General features: G+C 68.4%; 19 protein-coding genes. 18 read left to right on the top strand and 1 reads right to left on the bottom strand.

From position 1 onward, the window contains the following. Window positions 1-20: 20 nt before the first annotated feature. Complete coding sequence (locus TVNIR_RS11795; protein WP_015259263.1) at window positions 21-203, bottom strand: Flp family type IVb pilin; 183 nt, start codon at window positions 201-203, stop codon at window positions 21-23. 428 nt (window positions 204-631) lie between these two features. Here TVNIR_RS11795 and cpaB point away from each other — a divergent pair, with 428 nt between their 5' ends. The 18 genes from cpaB to TVNIR_RS11705 all read left to right on the top strand — a co-directional run bounded on the left by cpaB (window position 632) and on the right by TVNIR_RS11705 (window position 23,638). After that, window positions 632-1,609 carry a Flp pilus assembly protein CpaB gene (gene cpaB, locus TVNIR_RS11790; protein ID WP_015259262.1) on the top strand — a complete coding sequence of 326 codons (978 nt, stop codon included), beginning with the start codon at window positions 632-634 and terminating at the stop codon, window positions 1,607-1,609. A 24-nt stretch (window positions 1,610-1,633) separates the two neighbouring features. Then, on the top strand, window positions 1,634-2,923 hold the full coding sequence (locus TVNIR_RS11785; RefSeq protein WP_015259261.1) for a type II and III secretion system protein family protein: 1,290 nt from the start codon (window positions 1,634-1,636) through the stop codon (window positions 2,921-2,923). A gap of 20 nt (window positions 2,924-2,943) precedes the next feature. Next, window positions 2,944-4,134 (top strand): CpaE/TadZ family protein, encoded by a 1,191-nt coding sequence (locus TVNIR_RS11780; RefSeq protein WP_237251632.1) that lies wholly within the window; start codon window positions 2,944-2,946, stop codon window positions 4,132-4,134. A gap of 7 nt (window positions 4,135-4,141) precedes the next feature. Beyond that, on the top strand, window positions 4,142-5,419 hold the full coding sequence (locus TVNIR_RS11775; protein ID WP_269465088.1) for a CpaF family protein: 1,278 nt from the start codon (window positions 4,142-4,144) through the stop codon (window positions 5,417-5,419). A gap of 42 nt (window positions 5,420-5,461) precedes the next feature. Further along, a complete protein-coding gene (locus TVNIR_RS11770) occupies window positions 5,462-6,349 on the top strand; it encodes a type II secretion system F family protein (protein WP_015259258.1) in 888 nt (295 codons plus the stop codon). A gap of 15 nt (window positions 6,350-6,364) precedes the next feature. Next, the gene (locus TVNIR_RS11765) at window positions 6,365-7,297 is read left to right on the top strand and encodes a type II secretion system F family protein (protein WP_015259257.1); all 933 of its coding nucleotides are present in this window, start codon (window positions 6,365-6,367) and stop codon (window positions 7,295-7,297) included. Then, complete coding sequence (locus tag TVNIR_RS20025) at window positions 7,290-8,138, top strand: tetratricopeptide repeat protein (protein WP_015259256.1); 849 nt, start codon at window positions 7,290-7,292, stop codon at window positions 8,136-8,138. Before TVNIR_RS11765 ends, TVNIR_RS20025 begins: the two co-directional genes overlap by 8 nt. A gap of 58 nt (window positions 8,139-8,196) precedes the next feature. Next, window positions 8,197-8,496 carry a DUF3613 domain-containing protein gene (locus TVNIR_RS20020; protein ID WP_043740610.1) on the top strand — a complete coding sequence of 100 codons (300 nt, stop codon included), beginning with the start codon at window positions 8,197-8,199 and terminating at the stop codon, window positions 8,494-8,496. Window positions 8,497-8,544: 48 nt separating this feature from the next. Beyond that, window positions 8,545-10,317, top strand: a complete 1,773-nt coding sequence (locus tag TVNIR_RS11750) for a TadG family pilus assembly protein (protein WP_015259254.1) — start codon at window positions 8,545-8,547, stop codon at window positions 10,315-10,317. Window positions 10,318-10,357: 40 nt separating this feature from the next. Next, on the top strand, window positions 10,358-10,804 hold the full coding sequence (locus TVNIR_RS11745) for a TadE/TadG family type IV pilus assembly protein (protein ID WP_015259253.1): 447 nt from the start codon (window positions 10,358-10,360) through the stop codon (window positions 10,802-10,804). 88 nt (window positions 10,805-10,892) lie between these two features. Continuing rightward, window positions 10,893-12,704, top strand: coding sequence for an EAL domain-containing protein (locus TVNIR_RS11740; protein ID WP_015259252.1), 1,812 nt, complete (start codon window positions 10,893-10,895; stop codon window positions 12,702-12,704). Further along, window positions 12,691-13,215, top strand: a complete 525-nt coding sequence (locus tag TVNIR_RS11735) for a response regulator (protein WP_043739684.1) — start codon at window positions 12,691-12,693, stop codon at window positions 13,213-13,215. The genes TVNIR_RS11740 and TVNIR_RS11735 overlap by 14 nt, the downstream gene beginning before the upstream one ends. A gap of 67 nt (window positions 13,216-13,282) precedes the next feature. Next, window positions 13,283-16,252: a PAS domain-containing sensor histidine kinase gene (locus tag TVNIR_RS11730; protein ID WP_157092272.1), complete on the top strand. Its 2,970-nt coding sequence runs from the start codon at window positions 13,283-13,285 to the stop codon at window positions 16,250-16,252. Window positions 16,253-16,469: 217 nt separating this feature from the next. Beyond that, window positions 16,470-17,261 (top strand): response regulator transcription factor, encoded by a 792-nt coding sequence (locus tag TVNIR_RS11725; protein ID WP_015259249.1) that lies wholly within the window; start codon window positions 16,470-16,472, stop codon window positions 17,259-17,261. A 336-nt stretch (window positions 17,262-17,597) separates the two neighbouring features. Beyond that, entirely contained in the window at window positions 17,598-19,637 is a 2,040-nt protein-coding gene (locus TVNIR_RS20220; protein WP_211263114.1) for a hypothetical protein, read from the top strand. Window positions 19,638-19,886: 249 nt separating this feature from the next. Then, window positions 19,887-21,047 carry an ADP-forming succinate--CoA ligase subunit beta gene (gene sucC, locus TVNIR_RS11715; RefSeq protein ID WP_015259247.1) on the top strand — a complete coding sequence of 387 codons (1,161 nt, stop codon included), beginning with the start codon at window positions 19,887-19,889 and terminating at the stop codon, window positions 21,045-21,047. Next, window positions 21,044-21,913, top strand: a complete 870-nt coding sequence (sucD, locus tag TVNIR_RS11710; protein ID WP_015259246.1) for a succinate--CoA ligase subunit alpha — start codon at window positions 21,044-21,046, stop codon at window positions 21,911-21,913. The genes sucC and sucD overlap by 4 nt, the downstream gene beginning before the upstream one ends. 12 nt (window positions 21,914-21,925) lie before the next feature. Then, complete coding sequence (locus TVNIR_RS11705) at window positions 21,926-23,638, top strand: NAD+ synthase (protein ID WP_043739683.1); 1,713 nt, start codon at window positions 21,926-21,928, stop codon at window positions 23,636-23,638. Window positions 23,639-23,649: the final 11 nt, after the last annotated feature.

Below are 23,649 nucleotides of genomic sequence, written 5' to 3'. Positions count from 1 at the left end.
TCGGGCTGGCGCGAGTCCGCCTACTCTGCTACAGACTCGGACAGCGTATCGGCGATGGACGTGAAGATCTCGGTGACGGCGTCGCGGACCTGCGGAACGAAGGCGACGATCGCCAGCGCCACCATCGCGGCGACCAGCGCGTATTCGATACCGCTGGCGCCTTCGTCGTCGCGAAAGAACTCGATAATCGCTTGCTTGAACATGACTGGATCTCCCGTGTATGCAACCGTTGTAGTTGTCGCTCGAGTTTGGAGCCCGCACTGGCGACGCCCCGGAGCTGCAGGCCGCAACCCCACGAACAGATTACTCAATCCGGACGAACTCGACGATATTCCCATCGGGTTAATCCACTCCAACTATTGCGATGGCAGTGGGGACAGGCAACACTCATTGCCGCACCCGGAAGTGCGTGTACTCAGTAGCTTGGCTTCCGCGGCGGGTTCAGGTGGTGTCGGCGGGATGCGCCGGGCATGGCCTGATACCAGCCGGTAGAGGTACCGAAACGAATGATAGCGGGGGGATCGGTGAAGCTAACCAATGCTATGGCCGGCGGTTCGGGGTTTGGGTCGGCGGCGGCGCCGTTGCGCGGCCCTGGGTGCGGTAGAGGCCCTCTGCATCGAGGCAATCTGCGATGAACAGCCGGCTGATGACGGTGGTCGCGATCCTGCTGCTGGGTGCCGCGGTGATCGCGGGGATCGCGGGTTACCAGCTCTCGCGCCAGCCCGAGCCGGTCGCGGCTCCGCCTGCCGAGCCGGCGCCGCCGCCGGAACCGACGGTCGAGGACGACGCCCGGGTCGAGGTATTGTTCGCTGCCCGCGATCTGCAGGCGGGCGCGCGCGTCGGGCCCGACGACCTGCGCGTCGAACGCCTGTCGGTGCGGCCGCCGCACGCGTTTTCCGAACCCGACGCGGTGATCGGGAAGCTGCTGGTGCTGCCCGTGCGCGAAGGCGAGCCACTGCTCGACACCCGGTTCTTCAAGGCCAGCCAGCTCGCGCGGACGCTGCGCCCCGGCGAGCGGGCGCTCGCGGTCGCGGTCGACGACGTGGTCGGTGCGGGCGGATATATCGCGCCGGGCGATCATGTCGATCTGCTGCTCTACCTGAAGGAGACCGGTGCCCGCGCCGGCCCGGCGCGCGAATCGGCCCAGGTGGTCGTCTCGGATCTGCGGGTGCTTAGCTATGAGCTGAGGCTGGATCTGCCCCCCGACGGTGCCGCCGAGGACACCGACGGCGAGCGCGACGGCCAGCGGCGCAGCAACCGCACGGCGGTGCTCGCGGTGCCAGAGGACGAAGCACCGAAGGTGATGCTCGCCGCGAACGCCGGCTCGCTGCGGCTGGCGCTGCACGGCGCCGATGAGCGGCTGGCGGTGGCGGCCGCGGACGTGGACGTGGATCCGGGCCCGGTCGACGAAGCCGCGGCGCCGGTCGTCGGGCTGGGCACGCTGATGCCCCGGCCGGTTGCAGAAGAACCGCTGCGCTTCACCACCATCGACGCGTTGCTGCCGCCAGCCGTGTCGCCGCCGCCGGATCCTGCGCGGCGGCCTGCGCCCGAACCCCGGCCCGGCGTGATTCTGCACCGCGGGACACAGAGCGTCGAGATCCAACCCTGATCATCCAGCGATGGTGGAGCGAGCATGAGAACCGACACGATCGACCGATTCCGCCGCGCCCGGCCGCGCCAGGCCGGGCATATCTTCCGGATGGTGGGGCTGCTCGGTGCCCTGGCGCTGGTGTGGCCGGCGGCAGCGGCCGCGCAAGCTGGCTGCGCGGATCTGGCCCCGGCGTTGCCGCGGGTGCAGGATCTGCAGGTCGGGGCGCAACAATCCCTGCGGCTGCCGGTACCCGCCGAGCGGGTCGCGGTGGGCGACCCGAACGTCGCCGACGTGCAAATGGTCGGAACCCATGGGTTTCTGCTGACGGGTATCGGCGCCGGCACGACATCGCTGATGGTCTGGACCCGCTGCGCGCGGGATCCCGTGAAGTCGGTCCTGATGGTCGCCGGTCCGGCCGCGGTGGCGGTGCACGAACGCGTGCCCCCGCGCGAGGCGCGCGCCGAACTTCCGGCGCAGGTCCAGACCGATATCCGGCTGGTCGAGGTGAGCCGGAACAAGTTGCGTGAAGCCGGGATCTCGCTGCTCGGCCGGCGGGCGTCGTCCAATTTTCTGGTCGGTTCGCCCGAGGTCCTGGGCGGCCAGACGTTCAGTCCAGGCACTTTCGGGACCATCTCGCCGGGGATTACCGCGCCGGAGGCCGGTTTCAACATCTTCTACGGCGGCGGCGGACGCAATTTCCTCGCCTTGCTGAACGCGCTCGAGGGCAGCGGTTTCGCCTATACGCTCGCCGAGCCCAGCCTGGTGGCGCTCAGTGGCCAGAAGGCGAGTTTCCTCGCCGGCGGCGAGTTTCCCATCCCGGTGCCGAGCGGCAGGGGCGACTCGGTGACCATCGAGTTCAAGGAGTTCGGTGTGCGTCTGTCGCTGACGCCGACCGTGGTCGACCGCGACCGGATCATGCTCAAGGTCGCACCCGAGGTGAGTGAGCTGGACTTCCAGGCCGGCATCCGGCTCGAGGGTACCTCGGTGCCGGCGCTGCGGGTGCGGCGCACCGATACGACCGTGGCACTGGCCGATGGCGAGAGTTTCGTTCTCAGCGGCCTGGTTAGTTCCAGTACCATCGCCAGCGTCGACAAGCTGCCCGGTCTTGGCACGTTGCCCGTGCTCGGCGCCTTTTTCCGGTCATCACGGTTCGAGGCCGAGGACCGCGAGCTGCTGATGATCGTGACCCCCCGGCTGGTGCGCCCGCTGGCGGCCGACGCCGAACTTCCGGAGCTGCCCGGACGCCATTTCCACGAGTACGATCCGAGTTTCGCCGAGCTGTTCCTGTTCGAGGATGGCAGTTTCAGCAGACGCATGGGGCTTTGGGACTGATGGCGCAGGGTGGGCAACCGATGGAACGCCAGAACTTTATCGCGGTTTTCGAGAGTGACCGCGAACTGCAGTGGCTGAAAGCGGGCCTCGCCCAGGTTGGCGAGGTCGTTTCGGCGGAGGGCCGGCCGCTGGAAGACGTGGTGGATCTGGTCGACATGACCGGCGCGCTGGTCGTGTTCGTCGGCCTGCAACCGGCCAACACGGCCCGCATGACCGCGTTCATCGAAGGCCTTCTGGTCGCGAAGCCGATGCTCAGCGTCGTTGCGGTGGGGGACGGCATGGACAGCGACCTGGTGCTGGCGGCGATGCGTGCCGGGGCGCGGGACTTCCTGACCCCGGGTGCGCGAACCTCCGAGCTCACGGGCCTGGTGCGGCGCCTGCAGCAGCGGTTGCCGTCCGGCCAGTCCGTGTCAGCCAATCATGGCCGATTCGTCGCCGTGCTCAATGCCCGTCCCGATCTGGGCAACGCCTTTTTCGCCGAGCACCTGGCGCTGGGTCTGCAGCAGCGGGTGGCGGGCGCGCGCGTGCTGCTGCTCGACCTCGGCCTGCCTCCGGGCGACAGCCTGCAGTTGCTCGGTCTGGAGAGTTCGTTCAGCTTCCTGGACGCGGTACGCAACCTCCGGCGCCTGGACCAGACGCTGATCGAGAGCGCGTTTCCGGCCCATGGCTCGGGGCTGAAGCTGCTCGCGATGCCCGAGGAGGCCGGCGGGATCGAGGACGTCACCTCGGCCGAGATCTACCTCCTCCTGGGGGTGCTCAAGCAGCATTTCACGCACGTCGTGCTCAACCTCAGCGGGGTACCGCCGTCGGACTTTCTGCAACTGCTGCTGTCGCATGCCGAGCAGATCCTGTTGCTGGTCGATCAGAGCGTGCCGAGCTGCAATCAGAACTTCAGACGCCTGCGTCTGATCAAGGACTGGGGGTTGCAGGACCGGCTGGCGGGGTTTCTGATCGACCGCTACGAGCCGAAAGTGGCGCCCGACCAGGCGGCTCTCGCGAAATCCTTCGATCTGCCGCTGCTCGCGGCACTGCCCCCGGCCCCGGCAGTGCGCTTGCGGGCCGCCAACCTCGGTCGCAGCGTGTTCGAGGTCGCCCCCCGCGATCGCTATGCGGCGGCCGTCGAGGAGGTGCTCGGCCGGCTGGGCGAGACCGGGTCGGCACGGCGCGGCGGGTTGGCGCGGCTGATCGGGCTGAGCCACGGATCACGTTGAGGGTGCGATGATGCGGCTCGGAGGATTTTCCCACAGTTTCGCGCTGAAGCAGTCGGAGAGCTACCAGTCTCTGAAGCTGCAGCTGCACCGGTACCTGATCGACGCGATCGAGGAGGACGGCGTCGATCTGGGCGACTGGGTGAAATCGTCGATCAGCAAGTACGTCGAGGAAAAGGTAGCGGCCTATGCCGCCAGCCAGCAGCTCGCGGTCACCCGCTACGATCTCGATCGGCTCACCGAGGAGATGGTCGACGAGCTGACGGGCTATGGCCCGCTGCAGGTGTTGCTGGTCGATCCGACCGTGACCGAGATCCTCGTGAACGGTGCCCAGCACATCTTCGTCGAGCGCGAGGGACGGCTGGCCGAAACCGACCTGCGCTTCATCGACGATGCGCACGTGATCCGCGTGATCCACCGCATCCTGGCGCCGCTGGGGCGCCGCCTGGACGAATCCAGCCCGATGGTCGATGCGCGCCTGCCCGACGGCAGCCGGGTGAACGCGGTCATCCCGCCGGTCGCGCTGGACGGCCCCTGCATCTCGGTGCGCAAGTTCCGCAGCGACCTGCTGCGCAGCAGCGACCTGATCGCCTATCACTCGGCCGACGAGGCCATGCTGGATTTCTTCCGGCTTGCGGTCCGCCGGCGCTGCAACATCCTGATCAGCGGCGGCACCGGCACCGGCAAGACGACCCTGCTGAACATACTCAGCGGCTTCATCGGGCCGACCGAACGCGTGGTCACGATCGAGGACACCGGTGAGCTGCAGCTGGGCCACAGCCACGTGGTGCGGATGGAAACCCGGCCGCCAAACGTCGAGGGGCACGGCGAGGTCACCGCCCGGGACCTGGTCAAGAACGCGCTCCGCATGCGGCCCGACCGCATCATCCTCGGCGAGTCGCGCGGCGACGAAGTGCTGGACATGATGCAGGCGATGAACACCGGCCACGACGGCTCGATGAGCACCGTCCATGCCAACGGCGCGATCGAGGCGCTGCTGCGGCTGGAGACGCTGCTCGGCCTGTCCGGCCGGCACATCCCGGAACTGACCCAGAAGCAGATGATCGGCTCGGCGGTCGAACTGGTCATCAACATCGTGCGGCTGCCGAGCGGACGCCGCTGCATTTCCGAGGTGCTCGAGCTGATCGAGCTGCGCGAAGGCGCATACGTGACCAACACGCTGTTCAGCTACGATCGCGCGCAGAACCGTTTCGTGCGGTCGCCGACGCGGCCGTCGATTCCGAAGCTGCGGGAAGGCTACTACGGTGATGCGGATGTCATGCACTGACGCGGTGATCGTTCGCGGCGGTCGCCGCAGGCGGGCGCGGCCATGACGCCGGCCGCGGCGATGCTGCTGGCCGTCGCGCTGGTCTTCGGCGCGGTGGGTCTGGTGCTGCTCGGGCGCAGCCGCGAGCGTGCGGAGGAGGAGCAGATCGCCAGGCGCGTATCGGAACTGGCGCTGCGGACCCACGAGACCGTTCCGAATCCGCGGCGTCTCAGCCGCTACTTCGAGCGCGCCGGGATCGACGCGAGTCCGGGGGTCGTGCTGCTGCTGGCCTTCGGCGCCGCCGCCGCGGGGCTGATCGCCTCGCTGTACCTCGGCTGGCTGGGTTTTCTGCTGGGGGTCGGCGCCGTGTCGGCCCTGGTGGCCGGGGCGCTGCAGTGGCAGTACCGCAGGCGGGTCGCGCGGATCGTCGAGCAGTTGCCGGGCTTTCTGGAACACATGATCCGCGGCCTGCGCGTCGGACGCAGCATCGATGGCGCGCTGCGCAGCGCGGTCGAGTCGTCTCGCGAGCCTTTGCGCGGCGTGATGGAACGCGTGCTGCGCGCCGGCGACCTCGGCGGCAGCATGACCGAAGCGATGATGGCCACCGCGCAGGTGCACCGCGTCCGCGAGCTGCAGCTGCTCGCATTGGGCGTGCAGGTGAACCAGCGGTTCGGCGGCAGCGCCTCCGAATTGTTCGAAAACATTGTCGCGGTGCTGCGCCAGCGCGACCGCAGCCGGCGCCAGCTGCGGGCGCTGACCGGCGAGACCCGCGTGAGCGCGGTCGTGCTGGCCGTGGTCCCGATCGCGATCGCGGGGTATATGGTGGCGATGAATCCCGATTACTACGCATGGATGCTCGACGATCCGACCGGGCGCATCGTGCTGTTCGGGGCCGCGGCCTGGCAGGTGCTCGGCATATTTCTGCTCTGGCGTATGCTCAAGAGCGTTTGACGCAGGAGGCGAATCGTGGACGTCGATGCATGGTGGTTGGCCCTGGTGTCGCTGGCACTGGTCGCGTTCGCGCTCGGGCTGCTCGGCTGGGGACTGGTGCGGCGCGTGCACGAGGACGAGCTGATCGGCCGACGCATCGGCGGCGTACGAGGGCAGGGCGGGGCGGCCCAGGGATTGGCACGGTTGGGTAGCCTGGCGACCGGGATGCGCCCGGCCGTATCCAAGCGGGCGCCGGCGTTCGACCCGGCCGAACTCAGCCGCTTGCTGGCGCAGGCCGGGTATCCGCGCCCGGTGCACCGCAGAGTCTTCGTGACGGTTGCGAACGTGTTGCCGGTCGCGGTCGGGCTGCTCGGGTTCCTGTGGCTCTCGGCATCCGGCCAGCTGGAAGCGCGGCCGCTGGCCGGGTTGGCTATGGTGACCATTCTCGCAGTGCTGCTGCCCAAGCGCGTGCTGGGGGTGCTGGCTGCACGGCGCCAGGCCCGGATCGGGCACGAGGCAGGGTTGTTCGTGCAGTTGCTGCGCCTGCTGCTGGAAGCGGGGCTGTCGCTGGAACATGCGCTGCGGGTGATTGCGACCGAGGCCCGAACGCTGCTGCCGGACACGGCGCAGGAACTCGAGCTGGTGCTGCAAAGGGTCGAGGCCGGGCAGGAACTCGCCGAGGCGCTCGACGAGATGTCGCACGCGCTCCAGGTGCCCGAGATCGAGGATGCCGCCCCGATCCTGCGCCAGTTCGTGCAGCAGGGGGGCGGGGTGCGCGGGCCACTGAAGAAGCTGAGCGACCTGATCCTGGACCGGCAGGAAACGCGGTCGCAGGAGAAAATCAGCAAGATGGCGGCGAAAATGAGTGTGGTGATGATGGTTTTCCTGTTTCCGGCGCTGCTGGCGTTTCTCGCGGCGCCCGGGTTGATGGCCCTCGGACGCGGCTTGATGGGGGTGGGCGATGGCTGAACGTTTTCGACTCGCGTGGTGGCTTCTGGTGCCGTTGCTGGCGTCGGGCTGTGCCACTGTCGGGGACCGACTCGGGAAGTCCGAGCGCGCGGATCGCGAGGCCTGTGCCTCCGAACTCGACCAGGATCAGAAGCTGACCCTGAACGTGGTCGACCAGTTGGTCGGCGACGGCCGCCAGTATGCGGCGCTCGCGCGCCTGGACACGATGCCGGCCGAACTGCCGGAGGTCGCGCTGAAGCGGGCGCAGATCCTCCGGCGGATCGGGCGGGACGAAGAGGCCGAACAGGAGTTCCAGCGATCGCTCGCCCGGTGTTCCAGCGGGCATGCCCACCATGGCCTCGGGCTGCTGCGTGCCGACGCCGGCGACTACCGCGCGGCAGCGGAGCACCTGAAGCTGGCGCGCGAGCATTTGCCGGTCGATCCCCGCATCCGCAACGACTACGGCTTCGTGCTGATGGTCCTGGGCGAGACCGAAGAGGCGCATTTCGAGCTGATGAGTGCGATGGACCTGAGCGACGGCGACCGTAGGCCGATTCACAACCTGCTGCTGCTGTATTTCAGCGAAGAGCGGATCGACGCCGCGACCGCGCTGATCTCCCGGCACGGCCTGAGCCGGTCCGAGGTCGCGGAGGTCGAGCTGCGCGTCGACGAACTCGAGCTGCTTCGGGGCCAGCGCTTGCCCGCGGCGGCGAGCCGCACCGACCGCAATGCGTCTGCCGACGCGCCGGTGGAAGGCCGCGATTCCGGCGAGCGCGATTCCCGGCCGGAGTCGTCGGACGGTCGACTGTCGCCCGACGAACTGGCGATGCCGCCCGGGATGCGGTCCCGACCGGCACGCTGACGTCCCTGTGCCGAACCGCCTGTCGTTCCGCCCGCCCTGCAATGAAGAGGTGATCGAGATGTCCTACCGAATCGCTACCCCGACGGCCCTGGCCGCACTGGCCCTGTGCGCGGGCGTGTTTCTGGCCCCGGGAGCGTGGGCGGAGGCGGATTCCCGCGCGCCCGTCGTGATTCCGCCGCCGGCCCCCGGCCTAGAAACCCGGGGCTGGCTGGAGCTGCAGGCCAGCGGGGCGCTGCAATCTCCCCATCCGCAGGCACTGCGCGACGCCGAGGCCGAACGCGCCTACGAGCGTCACCTGCAAAGCTTCACGCACCGGATTCCGGAAACGTTCGTCGATCGTTCCGGGTTTGCTCCCTGATCCGACCGCCCCGCAGCGGCGTCGGCGTGTATCGGAGGTCGAATCGCCATGGCTAGAGACACTGGACCGCACGGCCGGGCCATCGCTGCCCCGCCGCGGCAACAGCGGGGTGCGATCGGCCTGTTCGCGGCGCTGACACTGCTGCTGACGCTGCTGTTCGCGGCGCTGGCGGTCGATGCCGGCCGGTTGTTCTTCGAGCAGCGCAGCCTGCAGCGGATCGCCGACACCGTCGCGTTGGACACCGCGATGCGTCACGGGCTCTGCGGCGTCGGCGACATCGGCGATGCCGCGGCCTGGGCCCAGGACGCGGCACTGCGCAACGGCTACCGAGGCGACCTCGCGGCCGAGCCGGACGCGGTGCAGCTCGGCTGGGTCGAGACCGTCGACGGCCTGCGCACCTTCCGGGACGGCGGCGGCCTGCGCAACGAGGCGGTGCGCATCCATGGCCGCAATCCTGTGCGCGCGAGCCTGTTCGCCGGCGGCCTGCTCGGGGACACGGTCACGCTGAACGCGGTCGCGGTGGCCGAGCGTCAGCCGGTCGCGACGATCTTCGGCGGCACCAAGCTGGCCAACATCAGCAGCGAGGAATCGGTGCTGCTGAACCTGCTGCTGAACGAACTGCTCGGCAGCAACCTGAATCTCGACGCTGTCGCCTATAACGGTCTGGCCAACACCAACCTGACCTTGCTCGAGTTGATGCAGGGCTTCGCGGTGCTCGGTCTGGACCTCGCGGTGGCGACCGTGGACGAGATGCTCAACATGCAGGTGACGCTGGCGGAATTGCTGGAGGCGACGGTCAGCGCGCTCGACCACGCGGATGTGCTCGACGTCGACGTCGGCCTGCTCGAAAGCCAGCTGCTGGGCGCCGGCATCCGGGACGTGGAGCTGACCCTCGGCGAGCTGCTCGAGCTGACCGCCCCGGCCGGCGCGGCCCACGACGCGGCGCTGCACGCCGGCGTCAACGTGCTCGACCTGATCCGCGCGACCGCGCTGACCGCGAACCGCGACCACGCGATCACGGTGAATCTGGGCATCCCGTTGAACCTCGGGCTGCTGAACACCGACATCGTGGTCGACATTCACGTGATCGAGGCGCCGAAGATCGCGATCGGTCCGCCCGGACGCGACGGCAGCGGCGAGTGGCGCACCAAGGTCGACACCGCGCAGGTTAGGGTGCAGTTGACGACCAGCGCCGGCGTGAACGTGCTGGGGCTATTGACCGCGGACGTCGATCTGCCGCTCGCGATCGAGGTCGCCGACGGCGAGGCCTGGTTCCAGAGCGCGCGCTGCGCGACGCTGGGCGACCCGTCGCGCGAGGCGGTGCTCGGCGTCGATCCGGGGATCGCGTCGGTGACGCTCGGGCGCTGGCAGGATCTCGCAACTGGGGGCGAGGTCCTTGAGCCGGCTGAGGTCGTGCTACGCGCAATTCTGCTCGGCGATGTCGTGAGGCTCGGGCTGGCGCTCGACCTGCCGCTGCGCGAGGCGGTGCCCCGCGAGGTCGTGTTTACCCAGCAGCCCGGCGGCGAATGGGAAGGCGAGGACGCCGTGTACTCCGGCCTCGGCCCGAGCCTGGGCGACGGTCTGAGTAACACGTTGGTGGCGGTCGATCCCGAGGTGCTTGGACTGAATCCGCTGGCACTCCTCGGAATCAATCTGGACGACGTGCTGGGTGCGTTGCTGGGCGGCCTTCTGGCGCCGCTGCTGCAGACGCTGGGCGACACCCTGCTCGATCCGCTGCTGCGGCTGCTCGGGATCAGTGTCGGCGGCATGGACGTGGACCTGCTCGACATGCGCGAGGGCGGTGTCGATTTGCTGATTTGACCGGACCGCGGTGGCCCGTCGGGGCCGGGAGGCTAAGGCTATGCAACAGCAACGAGGGACGGGGCCGCGACGCGGTCAGCGCGGCGCGGCGGGAATCGAGTTCGCGCTGGTGTTCCTGTTGTTTTTCGTGATCTTCTACGCGGTCGTCAGCTACGCGTTGCCGATGTTGCTGATGCAGGGGCTGAACATGGCCGCCGCCGAGGGCGCGCGCGCCGCGGTCGCGGTCGACCCCGCCGAGGAGGACTACCAGCTCCTGGTCGAGCAGCGCGCCCGCGAACGGGTCGACGAGTTCCTGAACTGGGTGCCCGCCAACGCGCAGGAACGGCTGCAAACCGACGTGCGCTTCAATGGTGCGGTGCTGATCGTCGAGGTTACCTACCCGGATTATCGGGGCAATCCGCTGGTTCCGGTGCTGACGCTGCCGCTGTTCGGGGACGTGCCGCGGCTGCCGGATGACCTGACGGCAGCCGCCTCGATCCAGTTATGAACGGAAACGGTCACGGCCCTCGGCCGTCATTCATTGACACGATCCGCGATCGACTGCGTTCGCGAAACGGCGAAGAAGGGGAAGTCTGATGCAGGCCGAAGTTGTCCAGCCGAATGATGTCGATGTGGGTCCGATTCTGATCGTCGATGACGAGGTCGATGTCCACGAGGAACTGGCGGAGTTTCTGATCGAGCAGGGGTATCTCGCATGGCACGCGCTGGATGCCGACGAGACGTTGGGAATCCTGCGCCAGATGCCGGAGATTCGAATCCTGTTGGTCGATATCCGGATGCCGGGGCGCGACGGCCTGGACCTGATCTCCGAACTGCGCGAGGCCTATGGCGATTACCACGAATGCATCGTGATCACCGGGCACGGCAGCAAGGAGCACGCGATCAGCAGTGTCCGCCTCGGGTTGACCGATTTCCTCGAAAAGCCGCTGCACCTGCCGGCCCTGGAAGTGGCCCTGAAGCGTGCGGCGCGTCGGCTCGCCTGGAAGGATGCCCGTGGCGGGGGGCGGAACAGTGCCGCGCCGGCCGAAACGAGCCTCTACCGGCGGATTCGGGATCTGCGCGGGCAGCTCGACTACCTGCGTTCCCACGATCCGCTGACCGGCTTTCTGAATCGCCCGGCGTTCCTCGGGCAGTCTGCCCGCCGCCTCGCCGATTCCGGGTCGAGCCGTGCCGCGGTGATCATGGCCGATCTGGACCGTTTCCGGCAGATCAACGAACTGCACGGATTCGCGGCCGGGGACCGGGTGTTGGTCGCCCTCGCCGGGCGCATCGAGACGCTGGCGGGGGCCGGGGCGCTGCTGGGCCGGATGTCCTCCGACCGATTCGCGATCCTCGGGTTCTTCGGGGGCGACGGTCCGGACCTCGGCAGTTGGACAACCGCGTTGCGGGAGCGGCTGGCGGAGCCCCTGCCGGAGAGCGGAATACGGCACCCGCTGGCGGTCACGACCGCTTCGGCGCTCTCGGGTCCGGAGCAGCCGGATGCCGAACGGCTGGTTTTCGAGGCCGAGATGGCCCTGGCGGAAGGGAAGCAGCGCGGTGGCAACTGCCACGTGAACGCCCGGGCGTCGATGGTGGCGGCGGGGTCCCGTTCCAACCGGATCCTCGACGGCATCCGCGACGCGTTGCTGGAGGGACGGATCAGGCCGTGGTACCAGCCGATCGTCGAACTCGCGAACTCCAACGTCTGGGGATTCGAGGCGCTGATGCGCTGGCATCAGGGTGGGGAGGTCGTGTCCGCCGGCACTTTCGCCGGGATTGTCAAGGACACCGACGTCGCCCCGCAACTCGATGAAGCCGTGGTCGATGCCGTGATCTCGGACCTCGACGAATGGCAGCATGTGCTTCCGAGCGACCGGCGATACGTGGTCAGCGTGAATTTGTGGTCCCGTACATTGACCGACCCCGAGAGCTTCGGCCGGGTGATGGAGCGCCTCGAGGGTTTCGCGTCGGACCGCTTCGTGCTCGCCGTCGAGATCATCGAGGGCGATCTCGGGCTGCTGCCGGAAGCCCAGCGCGAGCGGCTGCTCGCGTTCCGCGGACCCGCCCAGGGTGGCCTGCTGTTTCTGGACGACTTCGGGGTGGCCCATTCGTCGTTCGCCCGCCTCGGGGAGTTCCCGGTCGACTGCCTCAAGCTGGACCGGCATTTCACCGAGGAGCTCCAGCGGTCGGCGCGCAGTGCCCAGGTCGTCGAGACCATCGTCACGATGGCCGGCAAGCTGGCCTGTCCGGTGATCGCGGAGGGTATCGAGACCGAGACCCAGCACAGGCAGCTGGCAAGTCTGGGTTGCCGCTATGGGCAGGGCTACCTGCTGGGAAAGGCCATGCGCATCGAGGATGCACTGGCGTTCGCGGTCGGACGCTACGAGGATCAGCGTGTCGGCGAGTAGGTCGCGGGTATCTGGCGCCGCCGGACCGGGCGTCGGCCCGCTTCCCGAGGGGGCCGGGCTGCTGGTGGTCGACGACGATCCGGGGGTGGTCGAGGAGCTGGTCGACTGGTTCCGCAGCCAGGGGCTACAGGCCCGAGGGGCATGCGACACGGACGAAGCCGCCGCGCTGATTGCGCGTGATCCCGGCCTGCGCATCGTCTACTGCGATGTCGCGATGCCCGGAACGAGCGGCCCCGAATGGATTCTGGAGCGACAACGCGGGACCGGTCTTCCGGGCTCGCTGGTGTTCGTGCTGTATACCGGTCTGGGTCCGGGCTACCTGCGCATGTTCGAAGAGATGGATGGCGTTGCCGCGGTCCTGCGTAAACCCTTTACCGAGGAAGCGCTGGCCGCCAGCCTGGCCTGCGCAGTCCGGGCGTGTCACCCGGCCGGATCCGGCCGGGCGGACGCGTCAAAGCAACCGGTGGATGGAGCTGAGGAATGGGACAGCGCGGGACGGAGGAACCGGTGACGGTGGCGGCGGGAAGCCCGCAGGGATTGCCAGCCGCCGCGTACGTTGATGGAAACGGGTGCTGAAGATGTGGGATCGCGTTCTGCACAGACTGCGGACCGGGTATGAGCCCGGGGCGCTGTCTGACCCCGATGCCGGGAAGCCGGCGGCACCCGCCACGCGGCTGGATTTTCCGAGGCCGGCCTCCGGAGACATCCCGGACCCGCACCGCGGGGCAGTGCCCATGGAGGCGCTGGCCCGCACGTTCGACCTGATGTGCGTGACCTTTGATACGACCGGCCGCATCCTCGACCTGAGTCCGGTGGCGCGCGATTCCCTGGAACTTGGTGTGGGCGACACCGTGCCGGGGCATCTGCCCGATTACCTGGGATCCGCGACGCACGAAACGCTCGACTGGCTATTCGGCCCGCCCGCGGGGGAACCGCTGGAGCTGGCCCTGGTGAGCCGGCAAGGGCGCCCGCGCTGGTGGCAGGCGATGCTGCTATCGGTCGACCGCGACGGCGAGGACGGGGCACGCCGCATGCTCGTCGCCCGGGATCTGACCGGCGAGATCGCCGCCAAGCAAGCCGACAAGTCCCGCAGGCGCTGGCAGCGGATCATCGTCGATGTGTCCCGCGCGCTATCCGGTACCCCGGCCGAATGTTATCGCGAGGCGCTCGACCGGGTGCTGGGCCTCGTGGGCCAGGGGCTTCGCGCCGACCGGCTGTTCCTAATGCAGAAAGAGCAGGACGCGGCTGCGCCCGAGAAGTCGTTGTCCTGGTCGGTGCAGGATGCCGATCCGATGACCGCGACGCTGGATACGACGGCGTTTGCCGGCTGCGATCGGCTGCAGGCGGCACTGGTGTCCGGTTCGCCGTTCATCATCCCGGATGCCGACGCGCTGTCCCGCGATGCCGATCGGATCGCCGAAATCACCTGCATGGGCCGGCGCGGCTGCCGGGCGATCCTGTTCGCGCCGCTGCTCTCACGCGGATACGTGACCGGGTGCATCGTCGCCGAGTCGGTCGCAGCGCGGCCCGAATGGGACGATCTTCCCGAATCCGAGTGGCGGACGGTGGTCGAGATTCTGTCCGAGTCCCTGATCCGGGAGCGCAAGGGACAGGAACTCCAGCTTGAGCGTGAGCGGTTGCGGGAGGCGCAGGCGCTGGCGCGGCTGGGGTACTGGGACTGGGATCCGGAGATCGGCCTGGCCACCTGGTCCGAAGGCACCGAGGATCTGCTGGGGCTGGATCCCGCGCGGTGCGGCAGTCTCTCGGACCTGCTGTCCGTGTTCGAGGGATCGGACAGCACGGCGCTCGAGTTGGCCTGCGTACAGGCCCTTGCCAACGATGCCCAGGTCGATATGGAACTGCGCTGGGCGCGGCGGGGACCGGGCGATGTCGTCGGGCGCGCGAGCGGCTGGGCACACGTCCAGGCCCGGGTCGTGCACCGGCCGCACGGGGAGGGTCGGGTTCTTCGGGGGAACATTCTCGATATCAGCGGGCTGAAGGAAAACGAAACCCGGGCACAGGCGGCACACGCGCGCCTGCGCCACCTGATCGCCAGCGCCCCGATCGTCGTGTACGTCCAGCAGGTCGACGGTGACCGCCTCGTTCCCGAGTATGCCAGCGACAACCTCCGCACGGTGTTCGGCCACGAGACCGATGACCTCGGCGATTCCGCCTGGTGGCAGCGCAACGTGCATCCCTCGGACTTCGATCGGGTCGCCCGCCGGACCCGGGAGATCCTGCAGGAGGGGCATTTCGTCGGTGAGTACCGGATCCTGGACAGCCAGGGCAGCTATCACTGGGTCTACGAGGAGGGCAACCTGCTGCGCGATCCCGATGGCCGACCGAGCGAGGTCGTCGGTATCTGGCTCGACGTCACCGGGCGCAAGGAGGCCGAGGCCGCGACCGAGGCGAGCGAACGCCGGTACCGCGACCTGGTCGAGAACGCGCCGGCATTGATCTGTCGCTTCGGCCCCGACCTGCGTTTCCGCTTCGTCAACCGGACGCTGGCGGAATACCTCTCCCGCGATCCCGCGGATCTCATCGGTGCCTGCTGGCTCGATTATCTGCTCGAAGACCAGCGTGCAGCGTATCAGCGCGATATCGCCAGTTTGTCTCCGGACCAGCCGTTCGGTACCCATGAGCTTCGCATCCTGCGGGCGGATCGCCGTGTTCGCTGGCAGGTCTGGTCGGAAAGGGCGTTCTTCGACGAACACGGGAACCTCGTCGAGATCCAGGCGGTCGGGCGCGACAACACCGACCTGCGCGAGGCGCAGAGCCAGTTGGTGCAGGCAGCGAAGTTGGCTACCCTCGGCGAGATGACCACCAGCGTCGCCCATGAGATGAATCAGCCATTGAACGTGATCCGTATGGCGGTCTACAACGCCCGCCGGTCGGTCCTGGCGAACAGGGTGGACCCCGGTGCGCTGCTGGGGAAGCTGGAGCGGGTCGAGCATCAGGTGGCGAGAGCCGCGCAGATCGTCGATCATATGCGCGTCTTCGGGCGCAAATCCCATGTTCAACGGCAGCCATTCGACCCGGTGGAGCCGTTGCAGGATGCGGTTGCGCTGTTGGGCGAGCAGTTGCGTATCCATGGGATCCGACTGGACTGGACGCCGCCAGGCACCTCGCGCAAGGTGTTGGGCCACCCCGACCAGCTGGAACAGATCCTGATGAACCTGGTCATCAATGCCCGGGACGCGATCCTCGGTAAGGGCGCCCGGGGCCGCCAGGGCCGGGAGGCGCAGCCCTGGGTCCGGGTCGAGATGGAAGACGATCCGCAGCACCGGAGTGTCGTGATCCGGGTCCGCGATGGCGGCGGCGGGGTGCCCGAATCGCTGCTGGACCGGGTGTTCGAGCCGTTCTTCACGACCAAGGAGGTCGGGCAGGGCACCGGTCTGGGGCTCTCCATCGGCTTTGGTATCATTAAGGACATGGGGGGGAGCATCCGGGTCGAGAATGAAGAGCACGGGGCCTGCTTCACCATCCAGCTGCCGGGGTGCGAGGATCCGGCGACGACCAGCCCGGAAGGCAGAGTTGCGGAGTCCTGAGCCAGTGCGGCAGAGTCGGTCCTCGGCCGCGGTGTGTCGCTCCGGTGGGCAGGGGCACTGTGCCGGGTTTGTTGCAGTCCGGCAGGGCGGAGATGGCCGTGCCGCCAGTACGACAGGCTGACCGCGGATCGCCAACGGGCGGTGCCGCGTGTCGGAACGAGCCGGGGTCCGCGAGCAGATTCCCCGGCGGATCGGCTCGACATGAGGATGGTAGGCAATGGCAGAGTTGGCGGTAGTGGATGCGATGAAGTTGCTGGTAGTCGACGACGAACCTGAAATCGTCGAGGAGATGGTGGAGTACCTCACCGAGGCCGGGTACTCGTGTCTCGGCGCCACCACGGTTCGGGCGGCCCGACGGGCGTTCGAGCGGGATCCCGACATCGGCATCGTCCTGACCGATGTTCGGATGCCCGATGAGGAGGGTATCCAACTCGTCGAGAGGCTGGTCCGGACGTACCAGGACCAGCGTGTGTTCGAGGCCATCGTGTTCACCGGGCACGGTGACGAGGAAGTGCTGGTGCAAGCGATGCGTGCTGGTGTGCGCGACTATTTTCCCAAACCCGTGGACTTGCCCGCGCTGAACCAGTCGGTGGACCGCCTCGTCGAGTCGGTACGCCGCAGGCGCCGGATGCTCGCGGCTGCGCATGGCGTTGGGAGCCGGCTGCAGGACATGACACAGTCGTTGTCGCAGGTCTCGACCAGCCTTGCCGAAATCCGCAGGCAGCTCGGCCTACCGGAATCGGCGAGCGACGGCACCGGTGCCGCCGATCCTGCCGCCGAGTTCGCGTTCGGCAAGCTCACGAAACGGCAGAAGGATGTGCTCCGCCATTTGGCAACGGGGCAGAGCAACTACCAGATTGCCTATGAGCTGGGGATTACCGAGAACACCGTGAAGCTCTATGTTTCGCAGATCCTCACGGCCTCCGGGTTCAGCAACCGGACCCAGCTTGCGCTGGCCGCCGCACGCCTCCTGGCCGATCCCCTGCGCCGGGATTCCCTTACCGGCTGACCGTCCCGGCGCCGGCGCCGGCGCCCGTCGCGCGGGGCCAGGGTGCACCCCCCCATTCCCGCACGCCACGACTTCATACCGCAGGGCTAGTCCCATCTGGCGATAGTCTGGAAGTGGTATCCCATTCTAACCTACCCGGAAGTCTGCAAAGGCGTGTGATCGGGTGTGGGTTGTCCGCACCCTCCGGATGAACGTAGGGGAAGGGGAATGTTCAAGACCAATGGGAGGGCGCTGCTCGCTGTCCCCGTCGCTTCGTTGCTGGCGATGGGATGCGGAGGCGGCAGTGGAACGGGTGCGGGCGACCCGGGGGATGACGGCGCGGTCGGTGGAGACGAAATGACCATGATCGTGGCCCCGACGCTGGGCGTGGTCGCGGACGCGGCCGTTCGCCAGTTCGGCCTGCGGGACTATCGGCCAGGCGACGTCGCGGGACAGGTCGGTGACGGCTCGACCGGCAATGATGGGTACACACAGTTCGCGGTCGCCGATCGCCCGGTGCCGGGGCTTTCCGAGGTCGTATTCGACGAGCAGACATGGTACTACGATGAGGTGCGTCAGGCACACATCCCGGTCCCCGAAGACGCTGTCGGCATGGCCATGCGGGCACCGATTCCGGATGCCCGTGACCAGACCGGGGTCTCCCCGTTCACCGAGATCAGCTATCGCATCGGCGAGCGTCACGGGCTGCCCGACCTGACGGGCGGCGACGTCGCCTTTTACAACGAAGCGGTGCGCCGGGCGCTGATGCCTGAAGCCGAGGACATCCTCGCGATGCCAATGCTCCTGGGTGCCCACCCCGCGGCCGGAGATCTTGGAGACTCCGAGGGAAACCTCCACGCATGGTTCAAGATGGCGTTTGCGGAGTTCGGACGGGGCCAGGATGCCCCGGCGCTTCGGGCGCTGCAGCAGTTGGCCGACGACGCGGCGGATGGCACCATCGATGGTCGTGGTCCGGAGGGGCTTCCGATCGCAGGCCTGCTCTATGATCCCCTGCAGTTCCGGCAACGCTACGAAGGGGCGCTGCGCGATCACGCCGCCGCAAGCGGCGATGGGCCGCTTCAGGCCCTGGCCGACGGTATCAGAACCAGCCGGTTCATCGTGCGGGATCCCAACTGTACCCCGGAGTTCATCTCGTCGTACTTTGCCCGGCATTACGGCACGGTGACGCTGCCGGCCACGGTGGTGAACGGCTTCCACGGCGAGTTTACCGAGGGCGTGGACTATACCTTCCACCTGCTGGCCGACGGGGGATTGCAGTTCGCCACCGACAAACGGACGGTCTACCTGCCGGTGGACGACCTGTTCACCTGCAGCGAGGGCGGCGGCGACAACGAGGCACACAGTTTGATTCGGTACCTGACCGATTTCGATGGCAACGGTCTCGTCGATGACGAGGTCGTGATCGTCGACGCGGCCAGTGGTGGTGATGGAGCCGGAATTTTCATCGCGGACGACTTGGGCGATAACGAGGTCCGTTTCGGGGACGCCGATCCTCGTGCGGGTGGCCAGGATCCTGACGAAGCAGGCGACGGCGGTGGCGGGAACGGCGACGGGAACGGCGGCGGCGACGGCGACGGCGGCGGCAACGGCGGCGGGAACGGTGGCGGCAACGGTGGCGGCAACGGTGGCGGGAACGGCGACGGGAACGGCGACGGGAACGGCGACGGGAACGGCGGCGGGAACGGCGGCGGGAACGGCGGCGGCAACGGCGACGGGAACGGCGACGGGAACGGCGGCGGGAACGGCGGCGGGAACGGTGACGGGAACGGTGACGGGAACGGCGACGGGAACGGCGACGGGAACGGTGACGGGAACGGTGACGGGAACGGCGACGGGAACGGCGACGGGAACGGCGACGGGAACGGCAACGGCGACGGCGACGGGAACGGCGACGGGAACGGCGACGGGAACGGTGACGGGAACGGTGACGGGAACGGTGACGGGAACGGCGACGGTCCGACCACCATTCACGCAATGTGCCTGTCGCATGCCAGCAGCGACTTCTGCATCAGCGGCTTTGTCGATGCGTCTCGGAATACGCGTTCGGACGTATTCACATCGGCACGCTACGACGTGTCGGAACCCGTGTACACGCGGGCGCCCCGCACCCACCATGTCTGGGCGATCGACATCAACGGTGAGTCGACCGGCACGTACAGCTGTGCGGGTGGGCCGCAGCCCCGAGTCCGGTACAACCGCCGCAACGGAGATTCCGAGTTCAACACGAACCTCTCGGGAGGAGCGTGCACGATCGAGATCGTGCATTCCCAGGACGGCGTGATCGAGGGTCTGTTCACCGCGACCGCGCGCAATGCCCCGGGCGAGGTCGTGGATGTGGTGAATGGATTCTTCCGGGTGCCGGACGGACGTCGGTGATCAATCCCGCGGCGCGAGGGTGTGCGGGGAGGCGCACCAGCTGTCGGGTGATGTCCCTGCATGCCTTCGCGGAACCCTGTTTCCAAGTCGGACCCGGGCCATGGACCGGGGGGCGGGGTTGAGTGGCGGCCCTGGCGCTGGCCGGTCCATCGGAGGCTGGCGGGCACCTCGCCCGGTGTCTCCCCGCCCGGCGTCCCTGGCTCGTGCCTCGGTTGTCGCTGCGCCTGCGTCTCGTTATGCTCAGTTGGCATGAACCTCCACGAATTCCAGGCGAAGGCGCTGTTCCGTTCCGCCGGCATCCCGGTGCCGCCGGGCGAACTGATCACCGGGGTCGACGATACCGCCGGGGCATGGGCACGCCTCGGCGCGGACACGGTATGGGTCAAGGCGCAGGTGCACAGCGGCGGACGTGGCAAGGCCGGTGGCGTTGTCCGGGCCGCCGATCCGGCCGAGGCCGAAGCGGCGGTGGCACGTCTGCTCGGGTCACGGCTGGTCACCGGGGCGGGCGGCCCGGAGGGACTGCCGATCGACCAGGTGCTGATGGAACCGGCAGCGGCGATCGAGCGCGAGTTCTATTTCGGGATGCTGGTCGACCGGTCCCGGGCCTCGGTGGTGATGGTGATCTCGGCCGAGGGTGGCATGGACATCGAAGAACTGGCCCGGGAGCGGCCCGTTGCGGTGGTTACGCTGCCGATCCATCCGGTCACCGGGGTGATGCCGTTTCATGGGCGGCGCGCCGCGCGGGTGCTGGGGCTGCGCGGGGATCCCGCGCGTGCTGCCGCGCGGCTCGTCGCCGATGCCTACCGTCTGTTCCAGTCCTCCGATGCGCAGTTGCTTGAAATCAACCCGCTGGTGCTGACTTCGGACGACCGACTGCTCGCACTGGATGGCAAGCTGGTGATCGACGATTCCGCTACCTACCGCCAGCGCGAGATCTTCGGGCTGCGCGACGCGCGCCAGCGCCACGAGGCCGAGGAACGCGCGCACGAGCATGATCTCAATTACATTCGCCTCGATGGCACCATCGGCTGCATGGTGAACGGCGCGGGGCTGGCAATGGCGACGATGGACCTGATCCAGCACCATGGCGGGCAACCCGCGAATTTCCTCGACGTCGGTGGCGGTACCACGGTCGAGCGCGTCGCTGCGGCGTTCAAGCTGATCCTGTCCGATACCTCCGTGCGCGCGGTGCTGGTGAACATCTTCGGGGGCATCGTGCGCTGCGATCTGATCGCCGAGGGCATCATCGCCGCAGTGCGGGAAGTGCACGTGCAGGTGCCGGTCGTTGTCCGGCTGGAGGGCACGAACGCGGAAGCGGGCCGCGAGGCACTGGCCGCGAGCGGACTGGATATCGTCGCCGCCGCCGACCTGGATCAGGCGGCGCGGGCCGCGGTGGAGGCGGCGGCATGAGTATTCTGGTCGACCGCGAGACGCGCGTCATCTGCCAGGGCTTCACCGGCAAGCAGGGAACGTTCCACTCCGAGCAGGCCCTGGCCTACGGCACCCGGCTGGTCGGAGGCGTAACCCCGGGCAAGGGCGGGCAGCGGCACCTGGACCTGCCCGTGTTCGACACCGTGGCGGAAGCGGTACACGAGGCCGGGGCCCAGGCGAGCATGATCTATGTTCCTGCGGCGTTTGCCGCCGACGCGATCTGCGAGGCCGCGGATGCGGGCATCGAGGTGGTGGTCTGTATCACCGAGGGGATCCCGGTGCAGGACATGATCCGCGTGAAGCAATACCTTGGCCAGACGTCGGCACGCCTGATCGGGCCGAACTGCCCGGGTATCATCACCCCCGACGCCTGCAAGATCGGCATTATGCCCGGCTACATCCACCGGCGAGGCCGGATCGGCATCGTGTCGCGCTCCGGAACGCTGACCTACGAAGCGGTCCAGCAGACGACCGACCTGGGCCTGGGGCAGAGTACCTGCATCGGGGTCGGCGGCGACCCGATCCAGGGGATGGACTTCGTCGATTGCCTGGAACTTTTCGCCGCTGACCCGGAAACCGAAGGGGTGCTGCTGGTCGGCGAGATCGGCGGCGATGCCGAGGAGCGCGCCGCACGGTACATCGCCGAGTCGTTCGGCAAGCCGGTGGCCGCCTACGTCGCCGGCGCGACCGCGCCGCCGGGCCGGCGCATGGGCCACGCGGGGGCGATCATTGCGGGCGGAAAGGGCACGGCCGCGCAGAAGATCGCGGCGCTGCGCGACGCCGGGGTCGAGATCGCCGCGAGTCCGGCCGAGCTCGGTACGGCGATGGCCCGCGCCCTCGGCTAGAACCCGACCCCGATGCCGCCCAAGCCGATGCTGCGCATGGCCCTGGTGCAGACCAACCCCGTGGTCGGGGCGCTCGCGGCCAACGCCGACGCGATCCTGGACGCGGTCGGCCGCGCGCGCGCCGACGGCGCGGATCTGGTCGTGTTTCCCGAGCTCGCGATCACCGGCTACCCGCCCGAGGATCTGCTGCTGCGCCGCCGTTTCCTGGAGGATGCCCGCAAGGAGGTCGACCGGATCGCGGAGCAGGCCCGGGGGATCGACCTGGTGCTGGGCGCGCCGCTAGCGACTGCCGGCGGCGTGCTGAACGCTGCGCTGCTGTTGCGCGATGGGGGGGTCGCGGCCCGTTACGGGAAGCAGAAGCTCCCAAATTACAGCGTGTTCGACGAGCGCCGCTACTTCCAGCCGGGTGCATCCGCCTGCGTGATCGAGGCGGGAGGGCTGCGGCTGGGCCTGACCGTCTGCGAGGACATCTGGGAGCCCGAACCCGCCGCGATGGCGGCGGCTGCCGGCGCCCAGATCATCCTGAACCTGAACGCCTCGCCCTACCACCGGGGCAAGGCGGCGCAGCGGGAGGCCGTGGTGCGTGCCCGGGTCGCCGAGAACGGTTGCCCGGTGCTCTACCTGAACCAGGTCGGCGGCCAGGACGAACTGGTGTTCGACGGGCGGTCGTTTGCCGTGGGTCACGATGGCGACGTGCAGACGCTGCTGCCGGCTTGGATCGCCGGACACGCGCTGGTCGACGTCGAGGCGATGCCGGGCGGACAGCCGCGTCTGCACGAGGTCGGGGTGGCACTGCAGCATCCCGTGCCGCACTCGCCACTCTGGGGGGGCGCCGACGATGGAGCCGCCGCGGAGCCGGCGGTGACGGATCCCGAAGCCCTCGACATGTACCGCGCACTGATGGTCGGGATCCGCGATTACGTGCGCAAGAACGGCTTCAGCGGCGTGTTGCTGGGCCTGTCCGGAGGTATCGATTCCGCGCTGACTGCCGCGCTGGCGGCCGATGCGCTGGGGGCGGACCGGGTCGAGGCGGTGATGATGCCCTACCGCTATACCGCATCGATGAGCGTCGAGGACGCACGCCAGGAGGCCGCCTGGCTGGGGATCGACTACCGCGAACTGGCGGTCGAGCCGATGGTCGAGGCGTTCCGGGCCGGACTGCAGGAATCCTTCCCGGACCAGACCCGCAACCCGGCCGATGTCACCGAGCAGAACCTGCAGTCGCGCTGCCGCGGCGTACTACTGATGGCGTTGTCGAATCGGATCGGCCGGCTGCTGCTCGCGACCGGCAACAAGAGCGAGATGGCCGTGGGCTATGCCACACTGTATGGCGACATGGCTGGAGGTTTCGCACCGCTGCGCGACGTGACCAAGCAGTGGGTGTACCGCCTGGCCCGAGTGCGCAACCAGATCGGCCGGGTGATCCCGGAACGCGTGATCACCCGGCCGCCCAGCGCGGAACTGGCACCGGACCAGGAGGACGCCCAGACCCTGCCTCCGTATCCGGTGCTCGACGAGATCCTCGAGGCTTTCGTCGAGCACGAGGCTTCGGTGGATGAAATCGTCGCCCGCGGGTTCGAGCGGGAAACGGTGGAGCGCGTGGCCCGGATGGTGTTTCTCGCCGAGTTCAAGCGGCGCCAGGCGGCGCCCGGGGTGCGTGTGTCCGCCCGCGCATTCGGGCGGGACCGGCGCTATCCGATCACCTCGGGCTATCGTGCCGGCTGAAAGGCCCGTCG

It is taken from the genome of Thioalkalivibrio nitratireducens DSM 14787, assembly GCF_000321415.2.
Classification (GTDB): Bacteria; Pseudomonadota; Gammaproteobacteria; order Ectothiorhodospirales; family Ectothiorhodospiraceae; genus Thioalkalivibrio; species Thioalkalivibrio nitratireducens.
The sequence above is the reverse complement of the archived record's forward strand: the minus strand, read 5'-3'. Positions and strand labels throughout refer to the sequence as shown.